The organism is Amycolatopsis sp. CA-211722 (genome assembly GCF_056828465.1).
The window spans coordinates 4878022-4904744 of the sequence record NZ_CP184752.1; the positions used below are offsets into that span (position 1 = coordinate 4878022).

At 68.8% G+C, this 26723-nt stretch carries 27 protein-coding genes; 13 read left to right on the forward strand and 14 right to left on the reverse strand.

Going from position 1 to position 26723, the window contains the following annotated elements:
* From ACOCEP_RS23585 to kstD, 4 genes are read right to left on the reverse strand one after another with little or no spacing between them, the layout of a single operon-like run.
* The gene (locus ACOCEP_RS23585) at positions 1-1026 is read right to left on the reverse strand and encodes a 2Fe-2S iron-sulfur cluster-binding protein (protein ID WP_482331162.1); all 1026 of its coding nucleotides are present in this window, start codon (positions 1024-1026) and stop codon (positions 1-3) included.
* Entirely contained in the window at positions 1023-1283 is a 261-nt protein-coding gene (locus tag ACOCEP_RS23590) for a hypothetical protein (RefSeq protein ID WP_350594423.1), read from the reverse strand. The genes ACOCEP_RS23585 and ACOCEP_RS23590 overlap by 4 nt, the downstream gene beginning before the upstream one ends.
* The gene (locus ACOCEP_RS23595; RefSeq protein WP_482331163.1) at positions 1280-2419 is read right to left on the reverse strand and encodes a 3-ketosteroid-9-alpha-monooxygenase, oxygenase component; all 1140 of its coding nucleotides are present in this window, start codon (positions 2417-2419) and stop codon (positions 1280-1282) included. The genes ACOCEP_RS23590 and ACOCEP_RS23595 overlap by 4 nt, the downstream gene beginning before the upstream one ends.
* Positions 2416-4086: a 3-oxosteroid 1-dehydrogenase gene (gene kstD / locus ACOCEP_RS23600; protein ID WP_482331164.1), complete on the reverse strand. Its 1671-nt coding sequence runs from the start codon at positions 4084-4086 to the stop codon at positions 2416-2418. Before kstD ends, ACOCEP_RS23595 begins: the two co-directional genes overlap by 4 nt.
* A 99-nt stretch (positions 4087-4185) precedes the next feature.
* Here kstD and ACOCEP_RS23605 point away from each other — a divergent pair, with 99 nt between their 5' ends.
* From ACOCEP_RS23605 to ACOCEP_RS23630, 6 genes are all read left to right on the forward strand, one after another.
* Positions 4186-5784 carry an FAD-binding protein gene (locus ACOCEP_RS23605; protein ID WP_482331165.1) on the forward strand — a complete coding sequence of 533 codons (1599 nt, stop codon included), beginning with the start codon at positions 4186-4188 and terminating at the stop codon, positions 5782-5784.
* A 43-nt stretch (positions 5785-5827) separates the two neighbouring features.
* Entirely contained in the window at positions 5828-7003 is a 1176-nt protein-coding gene (hsaA, locus tag ACOCEP_RS23610) for a 3-hydroxy-9,10-secoandrosta-1,3,5(10)-triene-9,17-dione monooxygenase oxygenase subunit (RefSeq protein WP_482331166.1), read from the forward strand.
* On the forward strand, positions 7003-7851 hold the full coding sequence (hsaD, locus tag ACOCEP_RS23615; RefSeq protein ID WP_482331167.1) for a 4,5:9,10-diseco-3-hydroxy-5,9,17-trioxoandrosta-1(10),2-diene-4-oate hydrolase: 849 nt from the start codon (positions 7003-7005) through the stop codon (positions 7849-7851). The genes hsaA and hsaD overlap by 1 nt, the downstream gene beginning before the upstream one ends.
* Complete coding sequence (gene hsaC / locus ACOCEP_RS23620) at positions 7851-8765, forward strand: iron-dependent extradiol dioxygenase HsaC (protein ID WP_038516029.1); 915 nt, start codon at positions 7851-7853, stop codon at positions 8763-8765. The genes hsaD and hsaC overlap by 1 nt, the downstream gene beginning before the upstream one ends.
* Positions 8762-9316 (forward strand): 3-hydroxy-9,10-secoandrosta-1,3,5(10)-triene-9,17-dione monooxygenase reductase subunit, encoded by a 555-nt coding sequence (hsaB, locus tag ACOCEP_RS23625; RefSeq protein ID WP_482331168.1) that lies wholly within the window; start codon positions 8762-8764, stop codon positions 9314-9316. The genes hsaC and hsaB overlap by 4 nt, the downstream gene beginning before the upstream one ends.
* Before the next feature lie 122 nt (positions 9317-9438).
* On the forward strand, positions 9439-10572 hold the full coding sequence (locus tag ACOCEP_RS23630; protein ID WP_482339801.1) for a S8 family peptidase: 1134 nt from the start codon (positions 9439-9441) through the stop codon (positions 10570-10572).
* Here ACOCEP_RS23630 and ACOCEP_RS23635 read toward each other — a convergent pair.
* Together ACOCEP_RS23635 and ACOCEP_RS23640 are read right to left on the reverse strand one after the other, a co-directional pair.
* A complete protein-coding gene (locus tag ACOCEP_RS23635) occupies positions 10560-10910 on the reverse strand; it encodes a hypothetical protein (protein WP_016332860.1) in 351 nt (116 codons plus the stop codon). The two genes, ACOCEP_RS23630 and ACOCEP_RS23635, sit on opposite strands and share 13 nt — an antisense overlap.
* A 31-nt stretch (positions 10911-10941) precedes the next feature.
* Positions 10942-11991 (reverse strand): fatty acid desaturase family protein, encoded by a 1050-nt coding sequence (locus ACOCEP_RS23640; RefSeq protein WP_482331169.1) that lies wholly within the window; start codon positions 11989-11991, stop codon positions 10942-10944.
* 84 nt (positions 11992-12075) lie between these two features.
* Here ACOCEP_RS23640 and ACOCEP_RS23645 point away from each other — a divergent pair, with 84 nt between their 5' ends.
* Both ACOCEP_RS23645 and ACOCEP_RS23650 read left to right on the forward strand, forming a co-directional pair.
* A complete protein-coding gene (locus ACOCEP_RS23645) occupies positions 12076-12360 on the forward strand; it encodes a DUF6881 domain-containing protein (protein ID WP_482339802.1) in 285 nt (94 codons plus the stop codon).
* A 490-nt stretch (positions 12361-12850) separates the two neighbouring features.
* Positions 12851-14032 carry an HNH endonuclease signature motif containing protein gene (locus ACOCEP_RS23650; protein WP_482339803.1) on the forward strand — a complete coding sequence of 394 codons (1182 nt, stop codon included), beginning with the start codon at positions 12851-12853 and terminating at the stop codon, positions 14030-14032.
* Positions 14033-14770: 738 nt separating this feature from the next.
* Here ACOCEP_RS23650 and ACOCEP_RS23655 read toward each other — a convergent pair.
* Complete coding sequence (locus tag ACOCEP_RS23655) at positions 14771-15139, reverse strand: nuclear transport factor 2 family protein (RefSeq protein ID WP_482331170.1); 369 nt, start codon at positions 15137-15139, stop codon at positions 14771-14773.
* Between the two features lie 63 nt (positions 15140-15202).
* On the opposite strand from ACOCEP_RS23655, the gene ACOCEP_RS23660 reads away from it, so the two are divergent.
* Positions 15203-16102: an RNA polymerase subunit sigma-70 gene (locus tag ACOCEP_RS23660; protein WP_482331172.1), complete on the forward strand. Its 900-nt coding sequence runs from the start codon at positions 15203-15205 to the stop codon at positions 16100-16102.
* Here the strand turns inward: ACOCEP_RS23660 and ACOCEP_RS23665 are convergent.
* The 6 genes from ACOCEP_RS23665 to ACOCEP_RS23690 are packed head-to-tail and all read right to left on the reverse strand — an operon-like array spanning position 16093 to position 21852.
* Positions 16093-16500, reverse strand: coding sequence for an HIT family protein (locus ACOCEP_RS23665; RefSeq protein WP_482331173.1), 408 nt, complete (start codon positions 16498-16500; stop codon positions 16093-16095). The genes ACOCEP_RS23660 and ACOCEP_RS23665 overlap by 10 nt on opposite strands.
* 4 nt (positions 16501-16504) lie before the next feature.
* Positions 16505-17476, reverse strand: coding sequence for an acyl-CoA dehydrogenase family protein (locus ACOCEP_RS23670; protein WP_482331174.1), 972 nt, complete (start codon positions 17474-17476; stop codon positions 16505-16507).
* Entirely contained in the window at positions 17473-18402 is a 930-nt protein-coding gene (locus ACOCEP_RS23675; protein WP_482331175.1) for an acyl-CoA dehydrogenase family protein, read from the reverse strand. Before ACOCEP_RS23675 ends, ACOCEP_RS23670 begins: the two co-directional genes overlap by 4 nt.
* On the reverse strand, positions 18399-19532 hold the full coding sequence (locus ACOCEP_RS23680) for an acyl-CoA dehydrogenase family protein (protein ID WP_482339804.1): 1134 nt from the start codon (positions 19530-19532) through the stop codon (positions 18399-18401). Before ACOCEP_RS23680 ends, ACOCEP_RS23675 begins: the two co-directional genes overlap by 4 nt.
* Positions 19532-20365, reverse strand: a complete 834-nt coding sequence (locus tag ACOCEP_RS23685; RefSeq protein ID WP_482331176.1) for an enoyl-CoA hydratase — start codon at positions 20363-20365, stop codon at positions 19532-19534. The genes ACOCEP_RS23680 and ACOCEP_RS23685 overlap by 1 nt, the downstream gene beginning before the upstream one ends.
* Positions 20362-21852 (reverse strand): FadD3 family acyl-CoA ligase, encoded by a 1491-nt coding sequence (locus ACOCEP_RS23690; protein WP_482331177.1) that lies wholly within the window; start codon positions 21850-21852, stop codon positions 20362-20364. Before ACOCEP_RS23690 ends, ACOCEP_RS23685 begins: the two co-directional genes overlap by 4 nt.
* A gap of 72 nt (positions 21853-21924) precedes the next feature.
* On the opposite strand from ACOCEP_RS23690, the gene ACOCEP_RS23695 reads away from it, so the two are divergent.
* Genes ACOCEP_RS23695 through ACOCEP_RS23710 form a run of 4 tightly spaced genes read left to right on the forward strand, consistent with a single transcriptional unit; the run spans position 21925 to position 25561 of the window.
* Complete coding sequence (locus ACOCEP_RS23695; protein WP_482331178.1) at positions 21925-23043, forward strand: acyl-CoA dehydrogenase family protein; 1119 nt, start codon at positions 21925-21927, stop codon at positions 23041-23043.
* Positions 23040-23807 (forward strand): SDR family oxidoreductase, encoded by a 768-nt coding sequence (locus ACOCEP_RS23700; protein ID WP_482331179.1) that lies wholly within the window; start codon positions 23040-23042, stop codon positions 23805-23807. The genes ACOCEP_RS23695 and ACOCEP_RS23700 overlap by 4 nt, the downstream gene beginning before the upstream one ends.
* Positions 23808-23814: 7 nt before the next feature.
* Positions 23815-24417 (forward strand): TetR/AcrR family transcriptional regulator, encoded by a 603-nt coding sequence (locus ACOCEP_RS23705; RefSeq protein ID WP_034317213.1) that lies wholly within the window; start codon positions 23815-23817, stop codon positions 24415-24417.
* On the forward strand, positions 24410-25561 hold the full coding sequence (locus ACOCEP_RS23710; protein WP_482331180.1) for an acetyl-CoA C-acetyltransferase: 1152 nt from the start codon (positions 24410-24412) through the stop codon (positions 25559-25561). Before ACOCEP_RS23705 ends, ACOCEP_RS23710 begins: the two co-directional genes overlap by 8 nt.
* Here the strand turns inward: ACOCEP_RS23710 and ACOCEP_RS23715 are convergent.
* Positions 25545-26687, reverse strand: coding sequence for an MFS transporter (locus tag ACOCEP_RS23715; RefSeq protein WP_482331181.1), 1143 nt, complete (start codon positions 26685-26687; stop codon positions 25545-25547). The two genes, ACOCEP_RS23710 and ACOCEP_RS23715, sit on opposite strands and share 17 nt — an antisense overlap.
* Positions 26688-26723 lie beyond the last annotated feature (36 nt).

Below are 26723 nucleotides of genomic sequence, written 5' to 3' on the forward strand. Positions count from 1 at the left end.
CTACTCGTAGGTGACGGTGACCTCGTCGGTCAGCGGCAGGGACTGGCACGCCAGCACGATGCCTTCGGCGATGTCGTCGCCGTCGAGGACCTCGTTGTTCAGCATCTTCACCTCACCGGTGACGATCCGGCAGGCGCACGCGCTGCACTGGCCCTCGCGGCACGAGTACGGCGCGTCGAAACCCTTTTCCAGCAACAGGTCCAGCAGTTTCGTCCGGCGCGGCCACGCGAGGTTCCTGGTCTCGCCGTCGAGGGTGACCTCGACCGACGCCGGGGTCTCGGCCTCTTCGACGGCGACGGGCTCGGCCACCTCGAACGGGTTCCCGCCCAGCGACAGGAACCGCTCCAGGTGGATCCGCTTGCGCGGCAGCCCGAGGTCTTTGAGCACCGTGCGTGCCGCGTCCATGAACGGCCCCGGGCCGCAGATGAACGCCTCGTGCGCGGTGTACGGCGCCACCAGCGCGCGCAGGTGAGCTTCCGTCGGCAGCCCCTGGAGACTCTCCAGCCAGTGCACGACGGCCAGCCGATCGGAGTACCGGGCGGCGAGGTCCGCCAGTTCCCGCGCGAAGATCACCGAGCCCTCGTCGCGATTGGCGTACAGGAGCACCACCTTGCCGGTGCCGTGCTCCAGCGCGGATTTGAGGATCGACATCACCGGCGTGATCCCGCTGCCGCCCGCGAGCAGCAGGAAGTCCTCGTCGAGCGACGCGGGGCTGAACACCCCGGCCGGCGGGAGCACCTGGACCTCTTGCCCCGCCCGCAGGTTGTCGCACAGCCAGTTCGACCCGTAGCCGTCGGCGGTGCGTTTGACGGTGACCTGCACCCGGCCCTCGTGGGGCGCGCTGGAGAGCGAGTAACAGCGGGCCACCGAACCGGTCCGGTCGCTCGGCACCCTGACAGTGAGGAACTGCCCTGGGGCGTAAGCGAAAGCGGACACGTGCTCGGCCGGGATGTCGAACACGATCGACCGCGCGTCGGCCGTCTCGGTGATCACCTCGGCCACGGTCACGGTGACGGGACCGCTCATTCGGGCACCTCCAGCAGGCCGTCTTTCAAGGCGATCTCGATGCTCTCACTGAGATTGCCGCAGGTGTCGAGCAACGCCGTCTGCGCCCCGGACGCCTTCTGTTCGGCGAACACCGGGCAGCTCCGGGACGCGTCGCTCGTCCACTGGATGCTGGTGTGCTGCATGCTGTTCTTCTTGACCAGCACGCACGTCCCGCACGAGCGGCAGGTCAGCGGCCGCAGCCCGGCGGTGAGGAATTCGACGGTCTCGGGCTTCACACCCCGGCCTCTTCCGCCTGCTGCCGTGCCAGGTTCTCGGCCACCTCCGCCGCCCAGACCTCGTTGGCGCGGCTGGTGTCCACTTCGAACTCGAACCGCCGCGTCATGTCCTCGGTGACGTCGGCCGCGTCCACATAGAACTGGTCGTACCAGCGGCGCAGCTGGTACACCGGCCCGTCTTCCTCGCACAGCAACGGATTGTCGATACGGGTCTTGTTGCGCCAGATCTCGACGTCCTGCAGGAAGCCGACGCCGATACCCTTGGCGAACTTCCCGGCGATCTTGTCCGCGTGCTCGTCCGAGACACCCTCGAACTTCTTCACGCTCACGCCCCACTGCAGGACGAACGAGTTCTCGGTGACCGGGTAGTGGCAGTTGATCAGCACGTTCTCGATCTCGAAACCCTGGTACGTGTTGAGCAGCTTGTTGATCATGTACGACGGGCCGAAGTACGACGCCTCGGACCGCAGCAGGTTCTCCTCGCCGCCGTAGTTCGACGCCATGCCCTTGTCCGGGCGGCCCTTCGTGTTCAGGTACTGCGTGGCGATATGGCCCTCGAACACGTTCTTGAAGTAGGTCGGGAAGGCGTAGTGGATGTAGAAGAAATGCGCCATGTCGACCATGTTGTCGATGATCTCGCGGCAGTTGGAGCCCTCGATGAGCACCGAGTCCCAGGTCCAGTTGCTCCACTCGCCGGTGAAGATGCCTTCGATCCGGGGGATGACGACGTCGTCCGGCGGCGGGTTGCCCTCCGGGTCGTGCCAGACGAACAGCTGCTTGTTCTCCTCCAGCACCTGCCACGACTTCGTGCGCGCCCGCAGCGGAACCCGTTTGGCGTAGGGGATCGACACGCATTTGCCGTTGCCGTTCCAGCGCCAGTCGTGGAACGGGCAGGCGATCTCGTCGCCCTTGACCTCGCCCTGGGTGAGGTCGCCGCCCATGTGGCGGCAGTACCCGTCGAGCACGTTCAGCTTGCCGGACGAATCGGCGAAGACCACCAGTTTCGTCCCGAACGCGGTGATGGCGTGCGGTTTCCCGTCGCGGAACGTCTCGGCGAGGCCGAGGCAGTGCCACCCGCGCGCGAACCGCGTGGGGGGTGCGCCCGCGTCGATCTGCCGTACGGATTCCGTCGTCATCGGCTGCCTCCCGCTTTGGTGTGATCTTGCTGCGCGAGGTGCTCGGCCGCAAGGTAGCCGAACACCATCGCCGGGCCGATCGTCGCGCCGGGGCCGGCGTAGGTACGGCCCATCACCGCCGCGCTCGTGTTGCCCGCCGCGTAAAGCCCGTCGATGACCGACCCGTCCTCGCGCAGGACGCGGGCGTGCGGGTCGATCCTCAAGCCACCCTTGGTGCCCAGGTCGCCGGGCACGATCTTCACCGCGTAGTACGGCGCGACGTCCAGCGGGCCCAGGCTCGGGTTGGGTTTGTTCCGCGGGTCGCCGTAGTAGTGGTCGTACGCGCTGCGCCCGCGGTGGAAGTCCTCGTCCACGCCGCTTTTCGCGAAGCCGTTGAACCGGCGCACGGTGTTCTCCAGCGCGTCGGCCGGGACCTCGATCCGCTCGGCGAGTTTCGCGATGGTGCTCGCTTTGACCGCGATGCCCGCTTTGAACCAGCGGCCGGGCAGCGGCTGGCGGGGTCCGAGACCGGTGAACATGTACCGGTTGCGGTTGCGCTGGTCGAACACCAGCCAGGTCGGGAAGTTCTCGCCGGGTCCGTCCCCGTCGCCGTACATCGCGTGCACGGCCTCGACATAGGGCGCCGACTCGTTGACGAAACGCTCACCCCGCCCGTTGACCATCAGGCAGCCCGGCCGCGACCGCTCGGCGAGCGCGAACCACGGGCCACCGGTGAGCGGGATGGACGGACCCCACCAGGCGTCGTCCATCAGGTCGACGGCCGCGCCGAGTTTGAGCCCGGCGTCGATGGCGTCGCCGGTGTTGGCCTCCGCGCCGACGGTCCACTCCGTACCGATGGGCGCGCGCTGGTATTTGACCCGCATCTCCTCGTTGCGCTCGAACCCGCCCGCGCCGAGGACGACGCCGAGCCGCGCGCGGATCGTCTTGTCCTCACCCTCGTGGCGGACGACGACGCCGGTCACCCGGTCGCCTTCGATCTCCAGATCCACGAGCGGCGTGTTCAGCCAGACGGGCACCTCGGCCCGTCGCAGTCCCTCACGCAGCCCGGCCGCAAGCGCTTGCCCCATGGACAGCAGCCGCTGACGGCGGATCCGGCCCGCGAGCCAGCGGCCGCCGAGGCTCAGCACGCGGAGGACGCCGCGCGGGTGCCGGGCGAGCAGGCTCAGCCACCGGTAGTCCGCCTGGGTGATCGGCGCGCCCAGCGGGGGAGCGCTGTACGGCGGCTCCAGATTCGCCAGTTCCGGGCCGAGCAGGTTGCCGTCGAGCGCGACCGGTTCGACCGAGCGTCCGCCGGCGCGCCCGCCGGGGGCCTCCGGGTGGTAGTCCGAGTAGCCGCGGACCCAGCGGAAGCGCAACGGCGTGTGGTCGCAGACGAAGGACAGCACCTCGGGGCCGCGGTCGAGGAAGGCCGACCGGAGTTCGGCGGGGACCACGTCACCGACGATCGCTTCGAGGTATTCGCGCGCCCGCTCCGGGGGCTCGGAGATCCCGGCCGCCCGCAGCGCGTGGTTGCCGGGGATCCAGACGCCGCCGCCGGAGCGCGCGGTGGAGCCGCCGAAGTGGGCGGCCTTCTCCACGACCAGGACCTCGAGTCCCCGGTGGGCTGCGGACAGTGCGGCGGTCATCCCGGCGGCACCGGTGCCCGCCACGATCACGTCGAACTCCATACGCCCCTCACCTGAAACACGTTGTAGGAAGCATCGAGCAGCATCCGCGCTGCTCCAGTCACCATAGACGAGAACGTGTTCTAGTTCTAGGGTGGGGCCATGGACTCCCTCGTCGCGGATGTGGTGATCGTGGGTTTCGGTGCGGCGGGCGCCTGCGCGGCGATCGAAGCGGCCGACGCCGGTGCCCGGGTGCTCGTGCTGGACCGGTTCTCCGGCGGTGGCGCGAGCGCGGTCAGCGGCGGTGTCGTCTACGCCGGTGGCGGGACGGCGCAGCAGCGGGACGCGGGCGTCGACGACAGCGTCGACGCGATGTACGACTACCTGCGGCTCGAGGTCGGCGACGTCGTCTCCGAGGAGACCCTGCGGCGGTTCTGTGCGGGGAGTACGGAGATTATCTCGTGGCTGGAAGGCAACGGTGTCCCCTTCGAGGGCAGTCTGTGCCCGTACAAGACGTCTTATCCGAGCGACAAGCACTATCTGTACTACTCGGGCAGCGAGGCGGCAGGCGGTTTCCGTGAGGCGGCCAAGCCGGCGCCGCGGGGGCATCGTGTCAAGGGGCCGGGCACTTCCGGGAAACTGCTGATGAAACGCCTGGCCGAGGCGGTCCGGAGCCGCGGGATCCAGGTGCTGCCGCAGACGGCGGCGCGGAACCTGATCGTGGACGACGACGGCACCGTCACCGGCGTCGTGGTGTCCACCCTGCGGGACGCTCCCGCTCGGGTGCGGGCCGCGCATCGGAAGCTGTCCGCGTATGCCGCCAAACCCGGGATCTACGTGCCCTCGCTGCGGAAGTCACTGCACCGGCGGGCGGAGCGGATCGAGCGCCGCTACGGCCGTGAGCTGCGGATTTCCGCCACACGCGGGGTCGTTCTCGCGGCGGGCGGGTTCATCGCGAACCGCGAGATGGTGCGCGAGCACGCGCCCGCGTACCGGGGCGGGCTGGCGCTCGGGACCTCGGCCGACGACGGATCCGGTATCCGGATGGGTGTCGAGGCGGGCGGGGCCACCGCCGAACTCGGGCGGATCTCCGCCTGGCGGTTCATCACCCCGCCGTCGGCGTTCCTCGGCGGCCTGCTCGTGGACGAGACGGGCGGGCGGATCATCGACGAGTCCCGGTACGGCGCGGCCGTCGGCGAACGCATGATCGCCGAGCACGGTGGCCGCGGCTGGCTGCTGGTCGACGACGACATCGTCCAGGAGGTCCGGCGGGACGCGCGCGGGCAAAGCCAATGGTTCCAAGGACTTCAGGTGCGTTATCTCCTGCGGCAACGGGTCGTCGCCGGGTCGCTGGACGAGGTCGCGCGCAAGGCGGGCGTCGACCCGGGCGGGCTTGCCGCCACCGTCGAGGCCGCGCGTTCCGGCGCGGATCCGACGGGTAAGCCCGCGGAATTCGCGCGGCCGCTGGATCGGGCGCCGTATTCGCTGATCGACGTCTCGATCAAGCCGAACCTCGGCTATCCGTGCCCGATGCTGACCCTGGGCGGCCTGGTGGTCGATGAGGAGACCGGTGCCGTCCGTTCCGGGGCCGGTGTCCCCATCCGCGGTCTGTACGCGGCGGGCCGGTCCGCGGTGGGAATCTGTTCTAGGTCTTATGTGAGCGGCCTGTCGCTGGCCGATTGCGTGTTTTCCGGTCGGCGTGCCGGACTGCACAGTGCGCTCGACCGGGGATCGGTCGACAAAAACGAGAACGTGTTCTAGTCTTGGATCCGGTTCACGGAGTATGGCGAGAGAGGGAACGCATATGAGCGAGCACGCCGCGCAGGACGTGATCGCGGGGATCCGGGAGCTGCTGCCGGTCCTGCGGGAACGGGCGCAGGAGGCGGAGGACGCCAGGCGCGTTCCCGAGGAGTCCGTCAAATCCCTGCAGGAGACCGGGTTCTTCAAGATGCTGCAGCCGAAGACCTTCGGTGGCATCGAAGCCGACCCGGTGAGCTTCTACACCGCGGTCAAACTCGTCGCGAGCGCTTGCGGGTCCACCGGCTGGGTCGCCTCCATCCTCGGCGTCCACCCGTGGCACCTCGGGCTGTTCGAGGCGCAGGCGCAGCAGGACGTCTGGGGTGACGACGCCGACGTCCGGATCTCGTCGTCGTACGCGCCGATGGGCAAGGCGGACGTCGTCGAGGGCGGCTACCGGCTCAGCGGGCGCTGGAGTTTCTCCTCCGGCTGCGACCACGCGACCTGGGTGCTGCTGGGCGGGCCGACGTTCAAGGACGGGAAACCCGTCGACTTCTGCACCTATCTGGTGCCGATCTCCGACTACACGATCGAAGACGTCTGGGACACCGTGGGCCTGCGCGGCACCGGGTCCAACGACATCATCGTGAACGACGTGTTCGTCCCGAAACACCGCGCGCTGAGCTTCATCGCGACGTCGAAGTGCAAGACGCCGGGGCAGGAGATCAACCCCGGGCCGCTGTACAAACTGCCGTACGGTTCGGTGCATCCGAGTACGATCACCGCGCCGATCATCGGGATGGCGCAGGGCGCCTACGACGCGCACGTCGAGCACCAGGGCAAGCGGGTCCGCGCGGCGTACGCGGGCGAACAGTCCAAAGAGGACCCGTTCGCGAGGGTGCGTATCGCCGAGGCGGCCAGCGAGATCGACGCGGCCTGGCTCCAGCTGACGCACAACATCGACGAGCTTTACCAGCTGGCGTGCCAGGGTGAGAAGCTCCCGTTCCCCACCCGGCTGCGGGTCCGCCGCGACCAGGTCCGCGGTACGGAACGCGCGATCTTCGCCATCGACCGGCTTTTCGAGAACTCCGGCGGCCGCGCGCTGCAGGCCGGAACCCCGATCCAGCGGTTCTGGCGCGACGCCCACGCCGGCCGCGTGCACGCGGCGAACGACGCCGAGCGCGCCTACGTCATGTTCGGAACCGGCGCCTTCGGGCTGCCCGTCGAGAATGCGATGGTCTGATGACCGAAGGCAAGTACGTCACCGTCCAAGGTGGACTCAAGCTGCATTACCACGAGGCGGGTGCGGAATACGCGGAGACGGTGATCCTGCTGCACGGAGGCGGGCCCGGCGCGTCGGCGTGGAGCAACTTCGGCCGCAACCTGCCGGTGTTCGGCAAGAGCTACCGGACGCTGGCCGTCGACCAGCCCGGGTTCGGCCGGTCGGACAAACCGACCGAGCATCCGCAGTATTTCCGGCACAGCGCGGACGCCGTGGTCGGGCTGATGGACGAACTCGGGATCGAGCGGGCGCATTTCGTCGGGAACTCGCTCGGTGGCGGGGCGTCCGTGCGGCTCGCGCTCAACCATCCGAAGCGCGCCGGGCGGCTCGTCCTGATGGGACCGGGCGGCCTGAGCGTGAACCTGTTCGCCCCCGATCCCACCGAAGGCATCAAGAATCTCGGCCGGTTCAGTGCCCCGCCGGGGCCGAGCCGCGAGAAGCTCGAAGCCTTCCTGCGGATCATGGTGCACGACCAGTCACTGATCACCGACGAACTGATCGACGAGCGGTTCGCCGCCGCGAGCGCGCCGGAGTCGCTGGCCGCGATGAAGGCGATGGGGAAGTCTTTCGCCCAGCCGGACTCCTACGAAGAGGGCATGCTGTGGCGTGAGGCGCATCGCCTGCGCCAGCGCGTGCTCCTCATCTGGGGGCGCGAAGACCGGGTGAACCCGCTCGACGGCGCGCTGCTCGCGCTCAAGACGATCCCGCGTGCGCAGCTGCACGTGTTCGGCGGCTGCGGGCACTGGGCGCAGCTGGAGAAGTTCGACGAGTTCAACCGGCTGGCACTCGACTTCCTGGGAGCCTCCTGATGGGTATCCGTTCGCTCGCCTACCTGCGTATCGAAGCCACCGACATGGCCGCGTGGCGCGAATACGGGCTGAAGGTCCTCGGCATGGTCGAGGGTTCCGGCACGAATCCCGAGGCGCTTTACCTGCGCATGGACGATTTCCCGGCGCGGCTGGTGGTGTTCCCCGGTGAGCGCGACAGGCTCGCCGTCGCGGGCTGGGAGGTCGCCAACGCCGGCGAACTCGACGAGATCCGGGCGTCGCTCGACGCGCACTCGGTGCCGTACAAGGAAGGCACGCCGGATCAGCTGGCCGATCGCCGGGTCGACGGCCTTGTGTCCTTTGAGGACCCCTCGGGCAACACGCTCGAAGTGTTCCACGGGGTCGCGCTGCAACATCGGCGCGTGGTGAGCCCGTACGGGCACAAGTTCGTGACCGGTGAGCAGGGGCTCGGGCACGTCGTCCTGTCCACACACGACGATGAGGCGTCCCTGCGCTTCTACCGCGACGTGCTCGGTTTCCGGCTGCGGGACTCGATGAAACTGCCGCCGCAGATGGTCGGCAGGCCCGCCGACGGCGCCCCGGCGTGGCTACGGTTCTTCGGCTGCAACCCGCGTCACCACAGTCTCGCGTTCCTGCCGATGCCGACTCCCAGCGGCATCGTGCACCTCATGGTCGAAGTGGAGAACACCGACGACGTCGGTCTCTGCCTCGACCGGGCCATCCGCCGGAAGGTGCCGATGTCGGCGACCCTCGGGCGGCACGTCAACGATCTGATGCTCTCGTTCTACATGAAGACCCCCGGCGGCTTCGATGTCGAATACGGCTGCGAGGGACGTCAAGTGGACGACGAAAGCTGGATCGCCCGAGAGAGTACGGCGGTTTCCTTGTGGGGACACGACTTTTCAGTCGGCGCCCGTCCGCCGGGGCAGTCGTGAGCCCGGTGACGGACCTCGGCGCGGAGATCGATCCGGCACGGTTCCGTACGGTGCTCGGGCATTTCTGCACCGGCGTCGCGGTGGTGACCGGGCACGACGGCGAGGCTCCGGTGGGCTTCGCGTGCCAGTCTTTCGCGGCGCTTTCGCTGGATCCGCCACTGGTGCTTTTCTGTCCTGCCAAGACTTCCCGGACGTGGGCGGTACTCGCCGAGTCCGGCCGGTTCGCCGTCAACGTGCTCGCCGAAGACCAGCAAGACGTCAGCGCGGTGTTCGGCGCGCGGGGCGCGGACAAGTTCGCGTCGGTCGACTGGACGCCCGCTCCGTCCGGATCTCCTTTGCTCACCGGGGCTTTGACGTGGATCGACTGCACGCTCGAAGCGGTGCACGAGGCAGGGGACCATTACGTCGTCGTCGGTCGGGTCACCGCGCTCGGGGAACCTTCCGACGATCGGCCGTTGCTGTTCCACCGCGGGCGGTACACGGTGACCGAACCGGTGACGGACGCGCTAGCCGCGCTCATGCCGTGGCCGCGTCCCGACGATTGGCTTTAATCCGTATAAACGAAAAAACGTAAAGCTGTCCTTTCTTGCGGCTTCCGCTTAGCGTTTTCGGCGGAAGCTCACCAAGGAATGGGGACAGCAACGTGAATTCTCGCAGACTGGCCGGAATCGGGTTGGCCGCCGCCGTCGCCGCGGTCTTGGCAGGTGTGACGCCGGCGCAGGCGGCCGAGGGCGCGATCGTCGGCGCCGGTGCGGAAGGCGCCGTCGCCGACAGCTACATCGTCGTGCTCAAGGACGGCTCGACCGCCGACAAGCCTTCGCTGGCAAGCAAGTTCGGTGGTGCCATCGGGCGGCAGTACACGCAGGGGATCAGCGGTTTTTCGGTGGCGCTGAAGGAGCGGCAGGCCAAACGGCTCGCGGCAGACCCGGCGGTCGCCTTCGTGGAACAGAACAAGGTGCTGCGCGCCGAGGCGACACAGACGAATCCGCCGTCGTGGGGCCTCGACCGCATCGACCAGCGTAATCTTCCGCTGGACAGCAAGTACACCTACCCGACGACCGCTTCGAATGTGAACGTCTACGTTCTCGACACCGGAATCCGCGCCACGCACACCGATTTCGGTGGGCGAGTGAAGCAGGGTTACGACTTCGTCGACAACGACACGAACGCGGACGACGGTTACGGCCACGGCACCCATGTCGCGGCGACGATCGCCGGGGCGAAATACGGTGTCGCCAAGGGTGCTTCGCTGTATCCGGTGCGCGTTCTCGGCTCCGACGGAAGCGGCACGACCGCCGGGGTGATCTCGGGCGTCGACTGGATCACCAAGAACGCCAAGAAGCCCGCCGTGGCCAACGCCAGCCTCGGCGGTGGCGCGTCGACCGCGCTGGACACCGCGGTGCGGAACTCCATCAAGTCGGGGGTCACCTGGACGATCGCCGCCGGCAATTCCAACGTGAACGCCGCGAACACCTCGCCCGCGCGGGTCACCGAGGCGCTCACGGTCGCCGCGGCGGACCGCACCGACCGCCGCGCTTCCTTCTCCAACTACGGTTCCGTGGTCGACCTGTTCGCGCCGGGCGTCTCGATCACCTCGGCCTGGAAGGACAACGACACCGCGACCTACACCGGTAACGGCACCTCGTTCGCCGCGCCGCACGTGGCGGGTGCCGCGGCGCTGTACCTGTCCTCGCACACCGGCGCCACCGCGGCGCAGGTCGCTCAGGCGCTGATCAGCGCTTCGACTCCGGGGAAGGTCACCAACCCCGGTAGCGGCAGCCCGAACCGCACGCTCTACGTCGGATAGGTTCCCTCGGGGGTGGCTCGGTCCCGGCGCTGTGCCGGGACCGAGCTCTTTCGTCCGCGGGGCCGGGGCGGGCCGAGCAAGGAACGCAAGGCCAACGGCGGCAACGACAACAGTTGTTCGAGTTCGGCGAGCGCCCGGAGCGATTCCGGGCGTTCCGGTCTCCGTCTGCCGGACTGCCAATGGCTCAGCGTCGGCACACTGATGGAGACGCCGCGGAGTTCGAGGCGATGGCGGATCCGGTCGAGCGGGAGGCCGCTGGCCGTGATCGCCGCGCGCAGGGCCCGCGGGAACGGTTCTGGATGCAGGGTGGCGCCGGGGAAGATCTTCGGGGGCGACATGCACTGAAAGTAAGAAGCCGTATCTGGAGTGTCAACGGCGTCCGGCGGGCGTCTCAGCCGGTGAACCCGACGAAAGTCGGATCGGCTCACCCGCTTCGTGCAGGCTCCGCAACGCGAGCGAGTACGACTCGAGGAGCCCCGTCTCGTGATACGGGACGCCGATTTCCGCGCAGTATTCTTGGACGATGGGCCGGGCGCGGCGAAGATGCGGCGACGGCATGCTCGGGAACAAGTGGTGCTCGATCTGGTAGTTGAGCCCGCCGAGCGCGACGTCGACGACGCGGCCGCCGCGGACGTTACGGGACGTGAGCACCTGCTTGCGCAGGAAGTCGAGCTCGGTGTCGCCGGACAGGATCGGCATGCCCTTGTGATTGGGCGCGAAGATCGATCCCATGTAGACACCCCACAGTGCTTTGTGGACGATGAAGAAGGCGAGTGCCTTGCCGGGCGAGAGGACCACGAGCAGCGCGCTGAAGTAGAGCGCGAAATGCGTCAGCAGCAACGCCGCTTCGAGCCCGCGCCGCCGCAGGCCCGGCTTCCAGACCGCGCGGATTCCGGAGAAGTGCAGGTTCAGGCCTTCGAGGGTGAGCAACGGGAAGAACAGGAACGCCTGGTAGCGGCCGATGAACCGGGGAAGTCCCTTGCTGGCCCGCGCCTGTTCCTTCGACCACACGAGGATGTCCGGATCGACGTCGGGGTCGAGGTCCTCGTGGTTCGGATTCGCGTGGTGACGGGTGTGTTTGTCCATCCACCAGCCGTAACTCATGCCGACACCGAGGTTGCCCGCGATCCGCCCGGCGATCTCGCTCGGACGGCGGGTGCGGAACACCTGGCGGTGCGCGAGATCGTGCGACAGCAACGCGATCTGGCCGAACATCACCGCCTGGAACACGGCGATTCCCAGCTGCCACCAGGAATCCCCGATCGCGAAGAAGGCGATCCAGCCGCCGATGAAGAGGGTGGCGACCAGGCCGATGCGGAAGACGTAGTAGCCGGGACGGCGGTCGAGGAGGCCCGCTTCGCTGACGCGGCGGGACAGACGGGCGAAATCGCTGCCTGTGCGGAGGTTTGCGGTCACCATGGTGAGTCTGGTGCGGGGCGGGGGTGGGGTGAATGCGGTGCGCCGGTGGGTTGGTGCGGGGGTTGGCCCTACCCTGGGTGCGTGATGATGTGGTACCTGCGGGTCGTGTGGTCGCATGACTTCGGCGAGGAGCCGGTGGAGATCCTCAGCGAGGTCGGCTCCGATGGTTATGAGTGCCGGAAAGTCGAGCGGTTCCGGGACGGCAGGGTCGGTTGGGCCGACGACAAGGATGAGGTGGGCGGCACCGGTTTGGGTGAGGTTCCCGTCCCACCCCTTGCCGAGATCAACGCGCAGCCGGAGTTCGTGGCGGGCAGGATCACCGGTGCGGAATTCGAGCGGGCGTGGCGGCAAGCGCTCGGTGAGCGGTGATGCCTTCGGCCTGGCGGCGTGTGTCTTTTGGCCACGGGTGTCGTTTTTTGCGATCCGCGCTGATGAGATCGTCAATGGGTTGTGGCGCCAGGGTCTGCCTAGGAGCCGCTTCCGTATTCACAGGCAGGCACTGGGGTGGCGCACTTGTGATGCCATTGCAGACGAACTCAATGACACACGACTGTAGACACTGGGATGGCTTGAGCCTGTCGAGGCGTTCGGCAAAGTGTTGCTGGAGTAGAGGTGGTGCACTCACCAGTTGAACCACCCCAATGGATTGCTGCGCCAGTTCCCTTCCAAAGGAACTGGCCTATCCGGGTGTTCACAGGATGAACTCGATGCCGTCGCAGGCGAACTCAATGACCGGCCGCGGCAGACGCTGGGATGGCTTGAGCCGATCGAGGCGTTCGGCAAAGTGTTGCAAGGCCAGGGTTTGCCCTACCCATCGATTCAGTGGCGCTCGAACACAGGTTCGAGTATGATCTTGGTCATGACCCAGTCTCTTGCTTTTAACCCGAAAGCCGCTCGTTTTCTCGACGTCGCCTATGACGAGGAGGTAGTGCTTCGCCGTGCGCAGGGACGGCAGGTGCATTCGATAGCCCAGTACGCCGGGGTGGGTGGCTCGCGAAGATCGGTGACCGAGGAGGTCGCTCTGGTCTTCTCGGTCTCTCGTAATCAGGCCTATCTGCTGGTCGAGACGTCGTGTGCGTTGGTGGCGCGGTTGCCGAACACGTTGGCGGCGCTGGAAAACGGCGATATCGATCTGTACAAGGCGTCGAAGGTGTCCCAGTTGACCCGGGAGGTGTCCGACGCGGTCGCCGCCCAGGTGGACGCGTGGATGGCGAAGCGTCTGGCCGAGCGTGACCCGACAGCGATCCGGAAATCGGTGGACCACGCGGTGCAGAAATATGATCCCGACGGTTACCGGGAACGCGCCGAGCGGAAACGCGCGCTACGACATGTGGCGCTGGACCACGAAGACGAGACCATGTCGAAGCTGACGGGCTACCTTCCCGCCGAAGTCGCCAGCTCGGTCTACGCGTCCCTGTCCCGTGCGGCCAAGGCCCGCCGCCGATCCGACCAGTCCCGCACACTGGATCAGCACCGCGCGGACATCTTCGCCGAACGTCTCCTGGCCGAAGACGGCCACGGCACACCCCGCGCGCATATCCATGTCTATGTCGACTTACTGACCCTGACCGGTGCCCGGGAAGACCCCGCGACGCTGGCCGGCTACGGCCCCATCCCCGGCTGGCTCACCCGCGAGATCGCCGCCGATCCCGGCTCGACCTGGTCGCGGCTGATCACCGACCCCACCACCGGACAGCTCCTCGAAGCCAGCCCCGGCACCTACCGGCCCCCGGCCTCACTCACCAGACTGATCAAAGCCCGCGACCGGGAATGCACCCACCCCGGCTGCCACCGGCCAGCCGAGTTCTCCGAAATCGACCACATCACCACCTGGGCCCGCCACGGCGACACCGACCACCACAACTGCCACGCCGCCTGCAAAACCCACAACATGCTCAAAGAAGAACCCGGCTGGACCACCGAACCCACCAGCAACGGCGGCACGACCATCACCACCCCCACCGGCCACACCTACACCGCAGCCCCCGAACCACTCCACGACCCACGACCAGAACCAGAGGACGACACCCCACCCTTCTAACCAGCGCGGACCTGCCCCGCGGCTACCCGGACGCGCGACGGGTAGAGCACCAACGCGCCCTCGGACAGGCACGTCCGGAAACCAGGCTCGCCTGGAAACCCGCCCGGGTGGCAACACCAGCGCGCCCAGGGACCGTCCGAGTGAAAACCGCACAGAGAAGAGGCGCGTCCTGATGGCCACCCGAGCGCCCGTCAGGCGGCGCCTCCCCACGCGCCCGAAACCATGCGCGTGAAGGTCCCCTTCCCTTCGCTGAGCCGAGGGAAGGAGTCCTTCACGCGCCACCGAGGTGACCGCAGCCCCCGCAGCAGCCGCTCGTGCCGCACCGAAAGGAGCCCGGTCGAACACGAGCCGCAGCTCCACGATCCGTCCCTCCCACACTGTCAGCAGCTCGGTCCCCAGCGCCCTCTGATCGGCACGGATCTGCCCGCGGCTACCCGGACGCACGACGGTTAGGCACCAACGCGCCGTCGAAACTGGCGTGCTTCGGGACCACAAGGCCGGCGACACCCGCACCTGCCAGGTGCGGGAGTCCCCGAGGAGGCCCTATTCGCTAAGACTCGGCAGTGGCCTCCCTGCTGCATGGAAAGGTGCGCGCTGATCGGCACGGACCTGCCGCGGCTATCCGGACGCACGACGGGTAGATCACCAAGGCACTCTCGAACCGGCGTGCCCAGGGCGGCGACTCCGCACCCACTTAGAAGCCGGGCGAGTGAAGGAGCCCCGAGGTGACCACGACCCCTACGCCCCAGCAGCAGCCGCCCGCGCCGCATCGAAAGGAGCCCGGTCGAACACGATCCGCAACTCCACGATCTTCCCCGCCCGCACCGTCAGCAGCTCGGCCCCCGGCGCGCTCGCCACCGGCAGGGTCGCCGTGTCGTACATCAGCAACGCCGTCGTCTCGTCCCCGAACGCCGAAAGCAGGGTCGAGCCGGTCAGGATCTCGGTGAACGGGCCCATGAACCCACGGAACGCCTCCGCCCCGGAAAGCGGCCCGCCGGGTGTGTGGCAGACGATGTCGTCGGCGACGTAGGTCATCGCCTTCTCGAAGTCCTTGCCCGTCCACGCGTGGTGGTAGGAGAGCGCGACATCCAAGGCGGGACTGGTCATGATGGTTCCTTTCGTCGGTCTTCACCCGGTCAGACACCACGCCCGCCGTGAAAGGAACGGTCTGTGAGCAGCAGGGACGAGCAGGCGTTTCGCGAGCTCGCCGACACCTATCGGCATGAGCTGCACCTGCACTGTTACCGGATCCTCGGCTCCCGCACCGACGCCGAGGACGCCGTCCAGGAGACGCTCCTGGCCGCATGGCGGGGCCTGGACGGCTTCGAGGGGCGCTCGTCGCTGCGCACCTGGCTGTACCGCATCGCCACCAACCGCTGCCTCAACGCCCTGCGGGACACGGTCCGCCGTCGCCCGCCGGAGCCGGTGCCGCCGTTCGACCCGCCGGAGCCGAGCCGCCGCGGTGAAGCGACCTGGTTGCAGCCGTATCCGGACGAACTCGCCGACAACGAACCCGGTCCCGAAGCGCGCTACAGCACCAGGGAGGCCGTCGAACTCGCCTTCATCACCGGTCTCCAGCTCCTCCCGCCGAGGCAAGCCGCCACGCTCGTCCTGCGGGACGTCCTGTGCTTCCCCGCCGGGGAGGTCGCCGGCATGCTCGGCACCACCGAGACGGCGGTCAAAGGCATCCTCCAGCGCGCCCGCGCGTCGCTCGACAAGCATCGCGACCGCGCCGGGCATCGGCCGTCACCCGGCGAGCGCGAGCTGACCAGGCGATTCGCCGACGCGTTCACCGCGGGTGACCTCGACGGCGTCCTCAGCCTGCTCACCGACGACGCCTGGCTCGCCATGCCGCCGGCGCCACACGAGTACCACGGCCGCGAAGCGATCGCGAGCTTCCTGCGCGTCACCATGGCCGTTCCGGTGGAGGGTTTCACCATGACCCCGGCGCGCGCCAACAATCAGCCCGCCTTCGTCTGCCGTCACGGTGAGACTCCGGCGGGCCTCATGGTCCTCACCCTCGACGGTGACCGTATCCGCGCCATCACCCGGTTCCTGGATCAGAAGTAGCCCGCCAGACGACCGCGGAGCGCGCCGATGTCCACGACCGGCGCGCCAGTCCACGAGGGACCGTCCATCCACCCGATCTCCGCGGGCGTTCCGCGATACCGCACGAAGACGTGCTGATGGAAATGCGCGACGCTCCGCCCGGCGATGGCGGAGAACACCTGCTCCGGATCCAGCTCCGCGCGCAGGCCCCGGGCCGCGCACCAGGCCGCCCGCGAAACCGCCGTGACCTCGCCCGGGGTCAGCCCGTCCAGCGCCGCCACGTGCCGCCGGGTCTCGACGAACAGGTAGCCGGGGAAGGCGCCGGGCCGATGCGACACGACGACCATGTCGTCAGTCCAGACGACCGGCCCCACCAGCGGGCCTTCGCCACGGTGCTTGGCACAGATCGCGCACTCCACCGGCTCACGATAACGGCGGCCGCACCCGCCCCAGGTGTTCTCCAGGCGAGCCGAACAGGTGCGCCGCGCCATGCGCCCGTTTGAAATACCGATGCGCCGGATGCTCCCAAGTGATCGCGATCCCGCCGTGCAGCTGGATCATTTCGCCCGCCACCGTCGCCAGCGCCTCCGAACAGTGCACCTTGGCCACCGCGGCCAGCCTGCTCGACTCCGGAGCCGAGTAAGCCGCCGAACGCGCGGTCTCCACCAGGACATGGAGATCCGCCATGCGGTGCTTCAACGCCTGGAAACCGCCGATCGGCCTGCCGAACTGGTGCCGCTGTTTGCTGTACTCCACCGTCAGCTCGAAAGCCCGCGCCGCGGCACCGGCCTGTTCGGCGGCCAGGACGGCACACGCGATGTCCCGCAGCGCGCCGAGGTCGACGGGACCGAGCAGCCGGGCAGGAGCGCTCTCGAAACCCACGCGAGCCAGCCGACGCGTTTCGTCCATCGCCGGAGTCCGCACACGCCGGGCATCGGAGACCTCGTACAGCGAGCCGTCCGCTACGACCAGGAGGATTTCGGCCTCGCCGCCGTGGAGGACATAGTGCGCCTCGCCGTCCACCGCGGAGCCGACGACGCGGCAGGCGGGCGTGTCCCAACGGCCGTCGGCGTCGGTCCAGGCCACCGCGCCGACGGTGCCTTCGGCGAGGCGGGGGAGCAGGCGCTCGCAAGCCTCGTCATTGCCCGTGGCCAGGACGGCGTGCACGGCGAGCACGGCCGAGCCGAGGAACGGGACGTCGGCGAGGACACTGCCCAGTTCTTCGGCGACCACCTGCAGTTCCGTGGTCCCGGCGCCGAGCCCGCCGAACCGCTCGGGAACGGCCAACGCCGCCACCCCGATCTGCTCGCACAGCTCCGGCCAGGGATCCGCTTCCCGGTCCAGCAGTTTGCGGACACTGTCCCGCAGCGCGTCCTGTTCGGCGGTGAACGTCATGACAGCACCCGCTCCCGATGGAACCGCGGTGTGCCCCAGGCGCCGACCAGCGCGCGGACCCTGGTCAACCGCAGGCCGAGCGCGTGCTCCGCGGTGTAGCCGATCGCGCCGTGCACCTGCAGCCCCGTCCGGGCGGCGAGATGCGCGGCGTCGCCGCACGCCACCTTGGCAGCGGAGACGTCGCGCCGGTCCAGGGTGACGGCCGCGCCGAACAGCAGCGGCTCGGCCAGTGTGAGCGCGGTCGCCACGTCGGCGAGCAGGTGTTTGACCGCCTGGTACCCGCCGATCTCGCGGCCGTACTGCTTGCGTTGCGCGGCATAGGCGACCGACGTGTCGAGGAGCCACCGTCCCGCGCCGAGGAGTTGCGCCGTCGTGGCGAGACAACCCAGTTCGAACGCTCGGTCCGCGTCGAGCGCGGTGCCGAGATCGTCGCCGGTGACCGGCGGGAACAGCCGCCGCGAACTGTCCACAGAGGATAGAAGCGCGCCGGGTGTGAACGCGCGCAACCTGCCGTTCTCGACGGCCAGCCGCGCGTCCGCGACGTCGGAATCCAAGGCATACGGCACATGCGGCGCGAAAGCCACCGACGCCAGCGTCTCGCCCGACGCGACCGACGTCAGCAGTTCGTCGTCGAGCAGGGACGGCAGGACGGCCACGGTGTCGGTCCACGGCCCGGGAACGCAGTGATACCCGAGCCGTTCGAAGCCGACGGCCAGATCCACCGGTGCGGCGCCGAGTCCGTCGTACTTCTCGGGGACCGCCAGCGCGGTCACGCCGAGTTCCGCCAGACGTCGCCAGATCTTGAGGCCTGGCCCGGGATCGCCCGCCGCCCAGGACCGGTTGGCCGCATCGGTGTCCACACCGGACAGGAGGTCGTGCAGGCTGCGGGAGAACTGCTCCTGCTCGCCGGAGAGTGCGAACCTCATCGAGCCCCCTTCGGCAGGCCGAGCAGCCGTTCGGCGACGATGGACCGCTGGATCTGGTCGGTCCCGCCGTAGATCGGCCCGGCCAGGGAGAACAGCCAGCCGTCGCTCCAGGCGCCCCGCAGTTCGGCGTCCGGGCCGAGGACGTCGAGCGCCGTTTCGTGCAGGGCGACGTCGAGATGCGACCAGAACAGCTTGTTGACACTCGATTCCGGGCCGAGCTCGGCACCGCCCGAAAGCCGGGTGACCGTGCCCAGGGTGTACAGCTGATAGGCCCGCGCGCCGATCCACGCGTCGGCGACCCGGTCCGCGGTGTGCGCCGGGCACCCGGCGTCCTGCCAGAGCGAGACCAGCCGGTCCGCCGCGGCGAGGAACCGGCCGGGACTGCGCAAGGACAGGCCGCGTTCGTTGTTCGCGGTCGTCATCGCGACCCGCCAGCCCTCGCCCGGGGCGCCGATCACGTCCTCGTCGGGGACGAAGACGTCGTCGAAGAAGATCTCGGCGAACCCCGGTTCGCCGCCCAGCTGCGGAATCGGCCGGACGGTGACGCCCTCGGCTCGCAGATCCACCATCAGATAGGTGAGTCCCTTGTGCCGCACCGAGTCCGGGTCGCTACGGAACAGGCCGAACGCGCGGTCGGCGAACGTCGCCCGCGAGCTCCACGTCTTCTGCCCGCTGACCCGCCAGCCACCGTCGCAGCGGGTCGCGGTGCTCCGCAGGGCGGCGATGTCGCTGCCGGCCTCGGGTTCCGACCACGCCTGCGCCCAGACTTCCTCGGAGCGCGCCATCTTCGGCAGGATGCGGGCTTGCTGGTCTTCCGTGCCATGGGAGAACAGCGTCGGCGCGAGCATGAAGATGCCGTTCTGGTTGACCCGCAGCGGCGCTCCCGCCGCGTAGTACTCCTCCTCGAACAGCACCCACTCCAAGAGGCTCGCGTCCCGCCCGCCGAACTCGCGCGGCCACGAGACGACCGACCAGCGTGCGTCGGCCAACCGGGTTTCCCACTCGCGGTGCTGCGCGAATCCTTCGGCGGTGTCGAACGACTTCAGCGGTTCGGCGGGAACGTTCGCGGCGAGCCAGGACCGTGCTTCGTCGCGGAAGGCGAGGGTCCGTTCGTCCAGGTCGAGGTTCATCATGAACTCGCGTCCCGCATCGAGCGCGCGTCCTGCCCGCCCAGCGAGTCACCGCCGGACACCTCGGCGTTGTGCGCGTGCGCGAAGTGGTGCAGCCCGAACACGGAGTCCATCCCGGACCGGAGACCCATCAGATCCTCGGCCTGGTTCACGGCCTTCTTGGCGAGCGCGAGCCCCATCCGCGGCATCACCGCGATCTTCTCCGCCAGCGCGATCGTCTCGGTTTCGAGGTCGGCGCGCGGGACGACGCGGTTCAGCATGCCCCATTCCTTGGCCTGCTGCGCCGTGAAGCGCTCGCCGGTGAACAACACCTCCTTGGCCGCGCGCGGACCGAGCACCCAGGGATGCGCGAAGTACTCGACACCGGGAATCCCCATACGCACCACGGGATCGGCGAAGAACGCGTCGTCGGAGGCGACGATCATGTCGCACACCCACGCCAGCATCAACGCTCCCGCGATGCACGCGCCCTGCACGCTCGCGATGGTCGGTTTCGGGATCTCGCGCCAGCGGCGGCACATGCCGAGGTAGACCTCGGACTCGCGGGCGAACCGCTGATCACCGCCCTCGGCGCCGACGTGATCCCACCACAGCACCGCCTTGCGCTCGAACGAGACGTCCACGTCGCGCTCCGGCGTCCCGATGTCGTGCCCGGCGGAGAAATGCTTCCCGGCGCCGGCCAGCACGATCACCTTGACCTCGGGATCGTCGACGGCGCGGCCGAACGCGGCGTCGAGCGCGTAGGTCATCGCCGAGTTCTGCGCGTTCCGGTACTCCGGCCGGTTCATCGTGACGACGGCCACCGGCCCGCGCCGCTCGTACTCGACGGTCATCCGTTCTCCTCCCGCAACACGCGTTTCAGTACCTTCCCCGAGAGATTCCGTGGGAGTTCCGCCACGAAGTCGACAAATCGAGGGGTCTTGTAGTTGGCCAGCCGGCCTTCGCAGTACGCCAAAACGTCCTCTGTGGACAGTTCCACCCCGGGACTCGGCTTGACGAAGGCCTTGCCGACCTCTCCGAGCCGCGCGTCCGGTACGCCGACCACCGCGACTTCGGCGACCCCGGCCAAGCGGCTCAGCACCTGCTCGACCTCGGCCGGGTAGACGTTGAACCCGCCGCAGACGTACATGTCCTTGATCCGGTCGACGATCTTCAGGTACCCCCGGTCGTTCAGCACGCCCACGTCACCGGTGTGCAGCCAGCCGTCGGCGTCGACGGCCTTCGCGGTCGCGTCCGGATCGTCGAGATAGCCGAGCATGACATTGGGACCGCGAAGGAGGACTTCGTCGTGCTCGCCGAGCTTCACCTCGAAGCCGGCCGTCGCGCGGCCCGAGAAGTTCGCCACCAGTTCGGCGTCGTCTTCGGGGCGGGACATCGTGGCCACCACGGCTTCGGTGAGCCCGTACGCGGTGAGCACCGTGTCGAAACCCAGTTCGGCCCGCATCCGCTCGACCAGCGTGACCGGCACGGTGGCGGCGCCGGTGACGGCGAGCCGGAGGCTGGACAGATCGTGGTTCCCGCGTTCGGGCGCGTCCAGCAGGACTTGGTGGATCGTCGGCGCGCCGGGGAGCACGGTGATCCGCTCGGTTTCGATGAGCCGCAGGGTTTCCCGGACGTCGAAGGTGCGTTGCGGCAGGATCGTCGCACCGCGCAGCACGGCGGCGAGGATCCCCGCCTTGTAGCCGAAGCTGTGGAAGAACGGGTTGATGACGAGGTAGCGGTCTTCTTCGGTCAGCCCGCCGCAGCCGGCCCAGGCCTCGGCGACGCTCAATGCCTGCCGGTGGCTGCTCATCGCGCCCTTGCTGCGGCCGGTGGTCCCGGACGTGAACAGGATGTCGCTGACGTCGTCGGGCCGGGCGGGACTGACGAAATCGCTGTCGAGACCCGAGAGCGCGTCCCATTCCGTGACGCCGTCGACGGGTTCTTCGGTGCCTTCGACCGGAACGCGCAACACGGTTCCCGGGCGAGCGGAGCCGAGATCCGCCAGCCGGTCCGTGCCGAGGAACGTTCCGGTGATCGCCAGCGCGGACACCTTCGCGCGCTCGAGGACGTCGATGGTCTCGCGCGCGGTGAAGCGGGTGTTGACCGGGATCAGCGTCGCACCGGCGTACAGCGCGCCGAGCCCGGCGACGACCCAATGCCAGGTGTTGGGGGAACAGATCGCGACCCGCGCGTGGCCCTCGAAGAACCGCGCCGCCTGGCGCACCCGGCGGGCGAGTTCGGCATAGGTGAGCCGGATTTCGCCGTCGACCAGCGCTTCTCGCGCGGCGAAGCGCTCCGCGGCCCTGTCGAGCGCCGCCGGGATGGTTCCTTCAGTCATCGAAGTCTCCCTAGCAAGTGCTTGGTAGGGTAGCCTACGCAGCAGGCTCTGGTTTGGCTAGAGGAGGCAGGCGTGGCCCAAGACGGTTTCCGTGACCGCGTGCGCACCTGGCTGGCGGAGAACCTGCCGCCGGACTTGCGCGGCCTGGGCGGTCCCGGCCGGGAGCACGAGGCCTTCGACGAACGCGTGGAGTGGGAGCGGCGGCTCGCGGCGGCGGGCTGGACCTGCGTCGGCTGGCCGGTCGAGCACGGCGGCCAGGGCGCGACGCTCGACCAGCAGGTCGTCTTCCACGAGGAGTACGCGCGAGCGAACGCCCCGGCGAGGGTCAGTCATCTCGCGCAAGAACTCCTCGGCCCCACCTTGATCGCGTTCGGCACGCCGGAGCAACGGAAGCGGTTCCTTCCGCCGATCGTGGCCGTCGAAGAACTGTGGTGCCAGGGCTATTCCGAACCCGGCGCCGGATCCGACCTCGCCGCCGTGTCGACCACGGCGACCCTCGAAGGCGACGAGTGGGTGCTGAACGGCCAGAAGGTGTGGACGTCGCTCGCGCACGTCGCCGACTGGTGTTTCGTGCTCGCTCGCACCGAGCCTGGCTCGAAACGCCACAAAGGACTGTCCTATTTGCTCGTCCCGATGAACCAGCCCGGCGTCGAAGTCCGGCCGATCCAGCAGCTCACCGGGACTTCCGAGTTCAACGAAGTCTTCTTCGACGGCGCTCGCACGGCGAAGAACCTCGTGGTCGGCGAGCCGGGCGACGGCTGGCGTGTGGCGATGGGCACGCTCGCGTTCGAGCGTGGCGTCGCGACGCTCGGGCAGCAGGTCGGGTTCCGCCGCGAACTCGAAGAACTCACCAGGATCGCACCGGACGACCCGGTGATCGCCGACCGGATCGACCGCGCCTGGGTCGGCCTGGAGGTCATGCGGGCACAGGCGATCCGCACCCTGGGCGACTCGTCGCCGGGCGTGGCCGAAGTGTCCAAATTGGTCTGGGCGAACTGGCATCGCGACCTCGGGGAGCTCGCGATGCTCGTCCGCGGCGCGCGTGGAATGGTCGCGGAAGACGGGCTCGACGCCCGGCAGCGGCTCTTCCTCTTCACCCGCGCCGACACGATCTACGGCGGCTCCAACGAGATCCAGCGCAACGTCATCGCCGAGCGGGTGCTCGGCCTGCCAAGGGAGGTACGCCCGTGATCCCGGTGCCGAAGTACCCCGAGGGGGCGAATCTCCTGCGGGACAAGGTGGTCGTGGTGACGGCGGCGGCCGGCACCGGGATCGGTTCCGCGGTGGCGAAACGCGCGCTGGAAGAAGGCGCCCGTGTCGTGATCAGCGACTGGCACGAGCGGCGGTTGGGCGAGAAGGCCGCCGAGCTCGGTGACGTCCAGGCGATCCCTTGCGACGTCACGCAGGAAGATCAGGTGCAGGCGCTCATCGACGGGGCCGCCGCGCACTACGGCCGGATCGACGTGCTGATCAACAACGCCGGGCTCGGCGGCACGAAGTCCATTGTGGACATGGCGGACGACGAATGGACGCGGGTCATCGACGTCACCCTCAACGGTACGTTCCGGGCGACGCGGGCCGCGGTGAACCGGTTCATCGCCCAAGGCGACGGCGGGGTGATCGTCAACAACGCGTCGGTGATCGGCTGGCGCGCGCAGGCCGGGCAGGCCCACTACGCGGCCGCGAAGGCCGGTGTCATGGCGCTCACGCGGTGTTCGGCCGTCGACGTCGCCGAGCACGGCATCCGGGTCAACGCGGTCGCGCCCAGCCTGGCGATGCATCCGTTCCTGGCCAAGGTGACCAGCGAGGAACTGCTCACCGAACTCACCGCCCGCGAGGTCTCGGGGAGGGCGGCGGAACCGTGGGAAGTGGCGAATGTGATGGTGTTCCTCGCCAGTGAGTACTCGTCGTACCTCACCGGCGAGGTCGTGTCCGTGAGTTCCCAGCATGCGTGAGGTAGCGATGAAAGCCAGCCCAGGGTCCCGCCGCGCCGAACTGCTCGCCCTGGCGGCGAAGCTGTTCGCCGAGCGCGGGTACGTCTCCACCACCGTGCGGGACATCGCGGACGCGGCAGGCATCCTCTCGGGCAGCCTTTACCACCATTTCGACTCGAAGGAGTCGATGGCCGACGAGATCCTCACCGGATTCCTCGACGAACTCTTCGGCGCCTACGCCGAGATCGTCGCGGAGGGGAAAGGCCCGCGGGAAACCCTCGAAGCCGTGGTCGTGGCGTCGTTCGAATCCATTCACCGGCGGCCCGCCGAGGTGGCGATCTACCAATCCGAGGCGAAGCATCTCATGCAGTTGCCGCGGTTCGACTACCTCAACGACCGCAACACCGAATTCCGCAAACTGTGGAACGGGATCCTCACCGACGGTATCGCGGCCGGCGTGTTCCGGGAGGACCTCGACGTCGAACTCACCTACCGGTTCATCCGCGACACCGTCTGGGTGGCGGTGCGCTGGTACAACCCCGGCGGCACGCTGAGCGCGGACGACGTCGCGCAGCAATACCTCGGGATCCTGCTGGACGGCATCGCGACGAAGAGGAGGCGGCGTGGCTGAAGCTTATGTCCTGGACGCGGTCCGGACCCCGGTCGGCAAACGCGGGGGAGCGCTCAGCGGTGTCCATTCCGCCGACCTCGGCGCCCACGTCATCCAGGCCGTCGTCGAGCGGACCGGCGTCGAGGCCGACCTGGTCGACGACGTCATCCTCGGCTGCTGCGACACGCTCGGCCCGCAGTCCGGGAACATCGCGCGCACGGCCTGGCTCGCGGCGGGCTTCGGGCATCACGTGCCGGGCGTGACCATCGACCGGCAGTGCGGTTCGAGCCAGCAGGCCGTGCACTTCGCCGCGCAGGCCGTGCTGTCCGGGACGATGGATCTCGTCCTCGCCGGCGGCGTGCAGAACATGAGCGCCATCCCGATCAGCGCGGCGATGCTGGCCGGGCGCGAGTACGGCTTCGAGGACCCGTTCTCCGGCTCGAAGGGCTGGCAGGAGCGGTACGGCAGCGTCGAGGTCTCGCAGTTCCGCAGCGCCGACATGATCGCCGAGCACTGGGATCTGACCCGTGAGGCGATGGAGGAGTTCGCCTTCCGCAGCCACCAGCGCGCCATCGCGGCCATCGACGAAGGCCGCTTCGCCGCCGAGATCGCTCCGTTCGCCGGTGCCGCCCTGGACGAGGGGCCCAGGCGCGACACCACGCTGGAGCGGATGGCCGGGCTGAAACCGCTGAGCGAGGGTTCGCGCATCACCGCGGCCGTGGCCAGCCAGATCTCGGACGGTGCCAGCGCGGCACTCATCGCGTCGGAGAAGTTCGTCGAGGAGCACGGGCTCACCCCGCGGGCCAGGATCCACCACCTTTCCGTGCGGGCGGCGGATCCGGTGTGGATGCTGACCGGGCCCATCCCGGCGACCGCGCACGCGCTGCGGAAGACCGGGCTGGGCGTCGACGACATCGACCTGTTCGAGGTCAACGAGGCGTTCGCGAGTGTCGTCCTGGCATGGATCGAGGAAACGGGCGCCGATCCGGACCGCGTCAACGTCAACGGCGGCGGGATCGCGCTCGGACATCCCATCGGGGCGACCGGGACGAAACTGTTCGCGACCCTGCTGCACGAACTCGAACGGCGCGGCGGGCGCTACGGATTGCAGACGATGTGCGAGGGCGGCGGAACGGCGAACGTCACCATCATCGAACGTCTCTGACACGCCACACTACGAGCGCGAGAGCGCTGAAGGCCGCGCCGAGCAGGCAGACGCCGGTCCAGCCGGCGGCGGCGTAGACGGCGGTCGAGCCGATGGCGCCCAGGCCGCTGCCGACGGAGTAGAAGATCATGTACCCGCCGATCAACCTGCTTCCGGCGTCCGGCCGGAGCGGGTAGATCAAGGTCTGGCTCGTGACGTGCACGGCCTGGACGGCGAGGTCGAGCAGGATCGCGCCCGCCGCCAGCGCCCACAGTGACGAGCGGGTGAAACCCAACGGTATCCAGGAAAGCAGGAGCAGGCCGAGGGCGAGCCCGGTCGTCCACCGCGCGCGGCCGCGATCGGCGAGCCGTCCGGCGGGGGCCGCCGCCAGCGCGCCCGCCGCCCCGGCCAGCCCGAAAGCGCCGATGGCGGTGTGCGAAAGGCCGTCCTCGCTGAGTGGCAGGGCGACCGAACTCCACAAAGTGCCGAAGGCGGCGAAGATCAGCAGCGCGAGCGTGCCGCGTGTCCGGAAGACGGGTTCCTCGACGAAAAGCGACCACGTGGAACGCAGCAACCGTCCGTAGCTCAGGGACTTTCCCGGGGGCGTGGCGGGAAGTACGCGATACAGCACGATCGCGATCACCACGGTCACGCCCGCGGACACGACGTACACCGCGCGCCAGCCGGCGAGGTCGGCCAGCGTGCCGGACACCGTGCGCGCGAGCAGGATCCCGAGGACGACGCCGGTCGTCACGAGACCGACGACGCGTCCGCGTTCGCCGGGGTCCGCGAGCGACGCGGCGAACGCGACCAGGAGCTGCGTGACGACCGCGAGCACGCCGATCGCCGCCATCCCGGCGAACAGCGTCAAGCCGTTCGCCGCGGTCGCGGCGACCAGTTCGGCGATCGCCAGCAGCGCCAGCTGACCGGTGACGAGCCGCCGCCGGTCGAGCAGGTCGCCGAGCGGGACCAGCAGGAACAGGCCGAGGCCGTAGCCGAGCTGGGTGAGCGTGACGATGCCGCCGACGGTCGACGTGGCGACGCCGAGGTCGGCGCCCATCGTGACCAGCAACGGCTGCGCGAAGTAGATCGTGGCGACGGCCGTCCCGGCGGCCACGGCGAACAACAGGACGACACCGCGATGCACGGACCCTCCAGATGGTTTCAAGTTGCTACCACCGGA

Coding starts and splice junctions, on each gene's coding strand:
- ACOCEP_RS23585 (WP_482331162.1), bottom strand. CDS start 1,026: ATGAGCGGTCCCGTCACCGTGACCGTGGCCGAGGTGATCACCGAGACG.
- ACOCEP_RS23595 (WP_482331163.1), bottom strand. CDS start 2,419: ATGACGACGGAATCCGTACGGCAGATCGACGCGGGCGCACCCCCCACG.
- kstD (WP_482331164.1), bottom strand. CDS start 4,086: ATGGAGTTCGACGTGATCGTGGCGGGCACCGGTGCCGCCGGGATGACC.
- ACOCEP_RS23605 (WP_482331165.1), top strand. CDS start 4,186: ATGGACTCCCTCGTCGCGGATGTGGTGATCGTGGGTTTCGGTGCGGCG.
- hsaA (WP_482331166.1), top strand. CDS start 5,828: ATGAGCGAGCACGCCGCGCAGGACGTGATCGCGGGGATCCGGGAGCTG.
- hsaD (WP_482331167.1), top strand. CDS start 7,003: ATGACCGAAGGCAAGTACGTCACCGTCCAAGGTGGACTCAAGCTGCAT.
- hsaC (WP_038516029.1), top strand. CDS start 7,851: ATGGGTATCCGTTCGCTCGCCTACCTGCGTATCGAAGCCACCGACATG.
- ACOCEP_RS23635 (WP_016332860.1), bottom strand. CDS start 10,910: ATGTCGCCCCCGAAGATCTTCCCCGGCGCCACCCTGCATCCAGAACCG.
- ACOCEP_RS23640 (WP_482331169.1), bottom strand. CDS start 11,991: ATGGTGACCGCAAACCTCCGCACAGGCAGCGATTTCGCCCGTCTGTCC.
- ACOCEP_RS23645 (WP_482339802.1), top strand. CDS start 12,076: ATGATGTGGTACCTGCGGGTCGTGTGGTCGCATGACTTCGGCGAGGAG.
- ACOCEP_RS23650 (WP_482339803.1), top strand. CDS start 12,851: ATGACCCAGTCTCTTGCTTTTAACCCGAAAGCCGCTCGTTTTCTCGAC.
- ACOCEP_RS23655 (WP_482331170.1), bottom strand. CDS start 15,139: ATGACCAGTCCCGCCTTGGATGTCGCGCTCTCCTACCACCACGCGTGG.
- ACOCEP_RS23670 (WP_482331174.1), bottom strand. CDS start 17,476: ATGACGTTCACCGCCGAACAGGACGCGCTGCGGGACAGTGTCCGCAAA.
- ACOCEP_RS23675 (WP_482331175.1), bottom strand. CDS start 18,402: ATGAGGTTCGCACTCTCCGGCGAGCAGGAGCAGTTCTCCCGCAGCCTG.
- ACOCEP_RS23680 (WP_482339804.1), bottom strand. CDS start 19,532: ATGAACCTCGACCTGGACGAACGGACCCTCGCCTTCCGCGACGAAGCA.
- ACOCEP_RS23685 (WP_482331176.1), bottom strand. CDS start 20,365: ATGACCGTCGAGTACGAGCGGCGCGGGCCGGTGGCCGTCGTCACGATG.
- ACOCEP_RS23690 (WP_482331177.1), bottom strand. CDS start 21,852: ATGACTGAAGGAACCATCCCGGCGGCGCTCGACAGGGCCGCGGAGCGC.
- ACOCEP_RS23705 (WP_034317213.1), top strand. CDS start 23,815: ATGAAAGCCAGCCCAGGGTCCCGCCGCGCCGAACTGCTCGCCCTGGCG.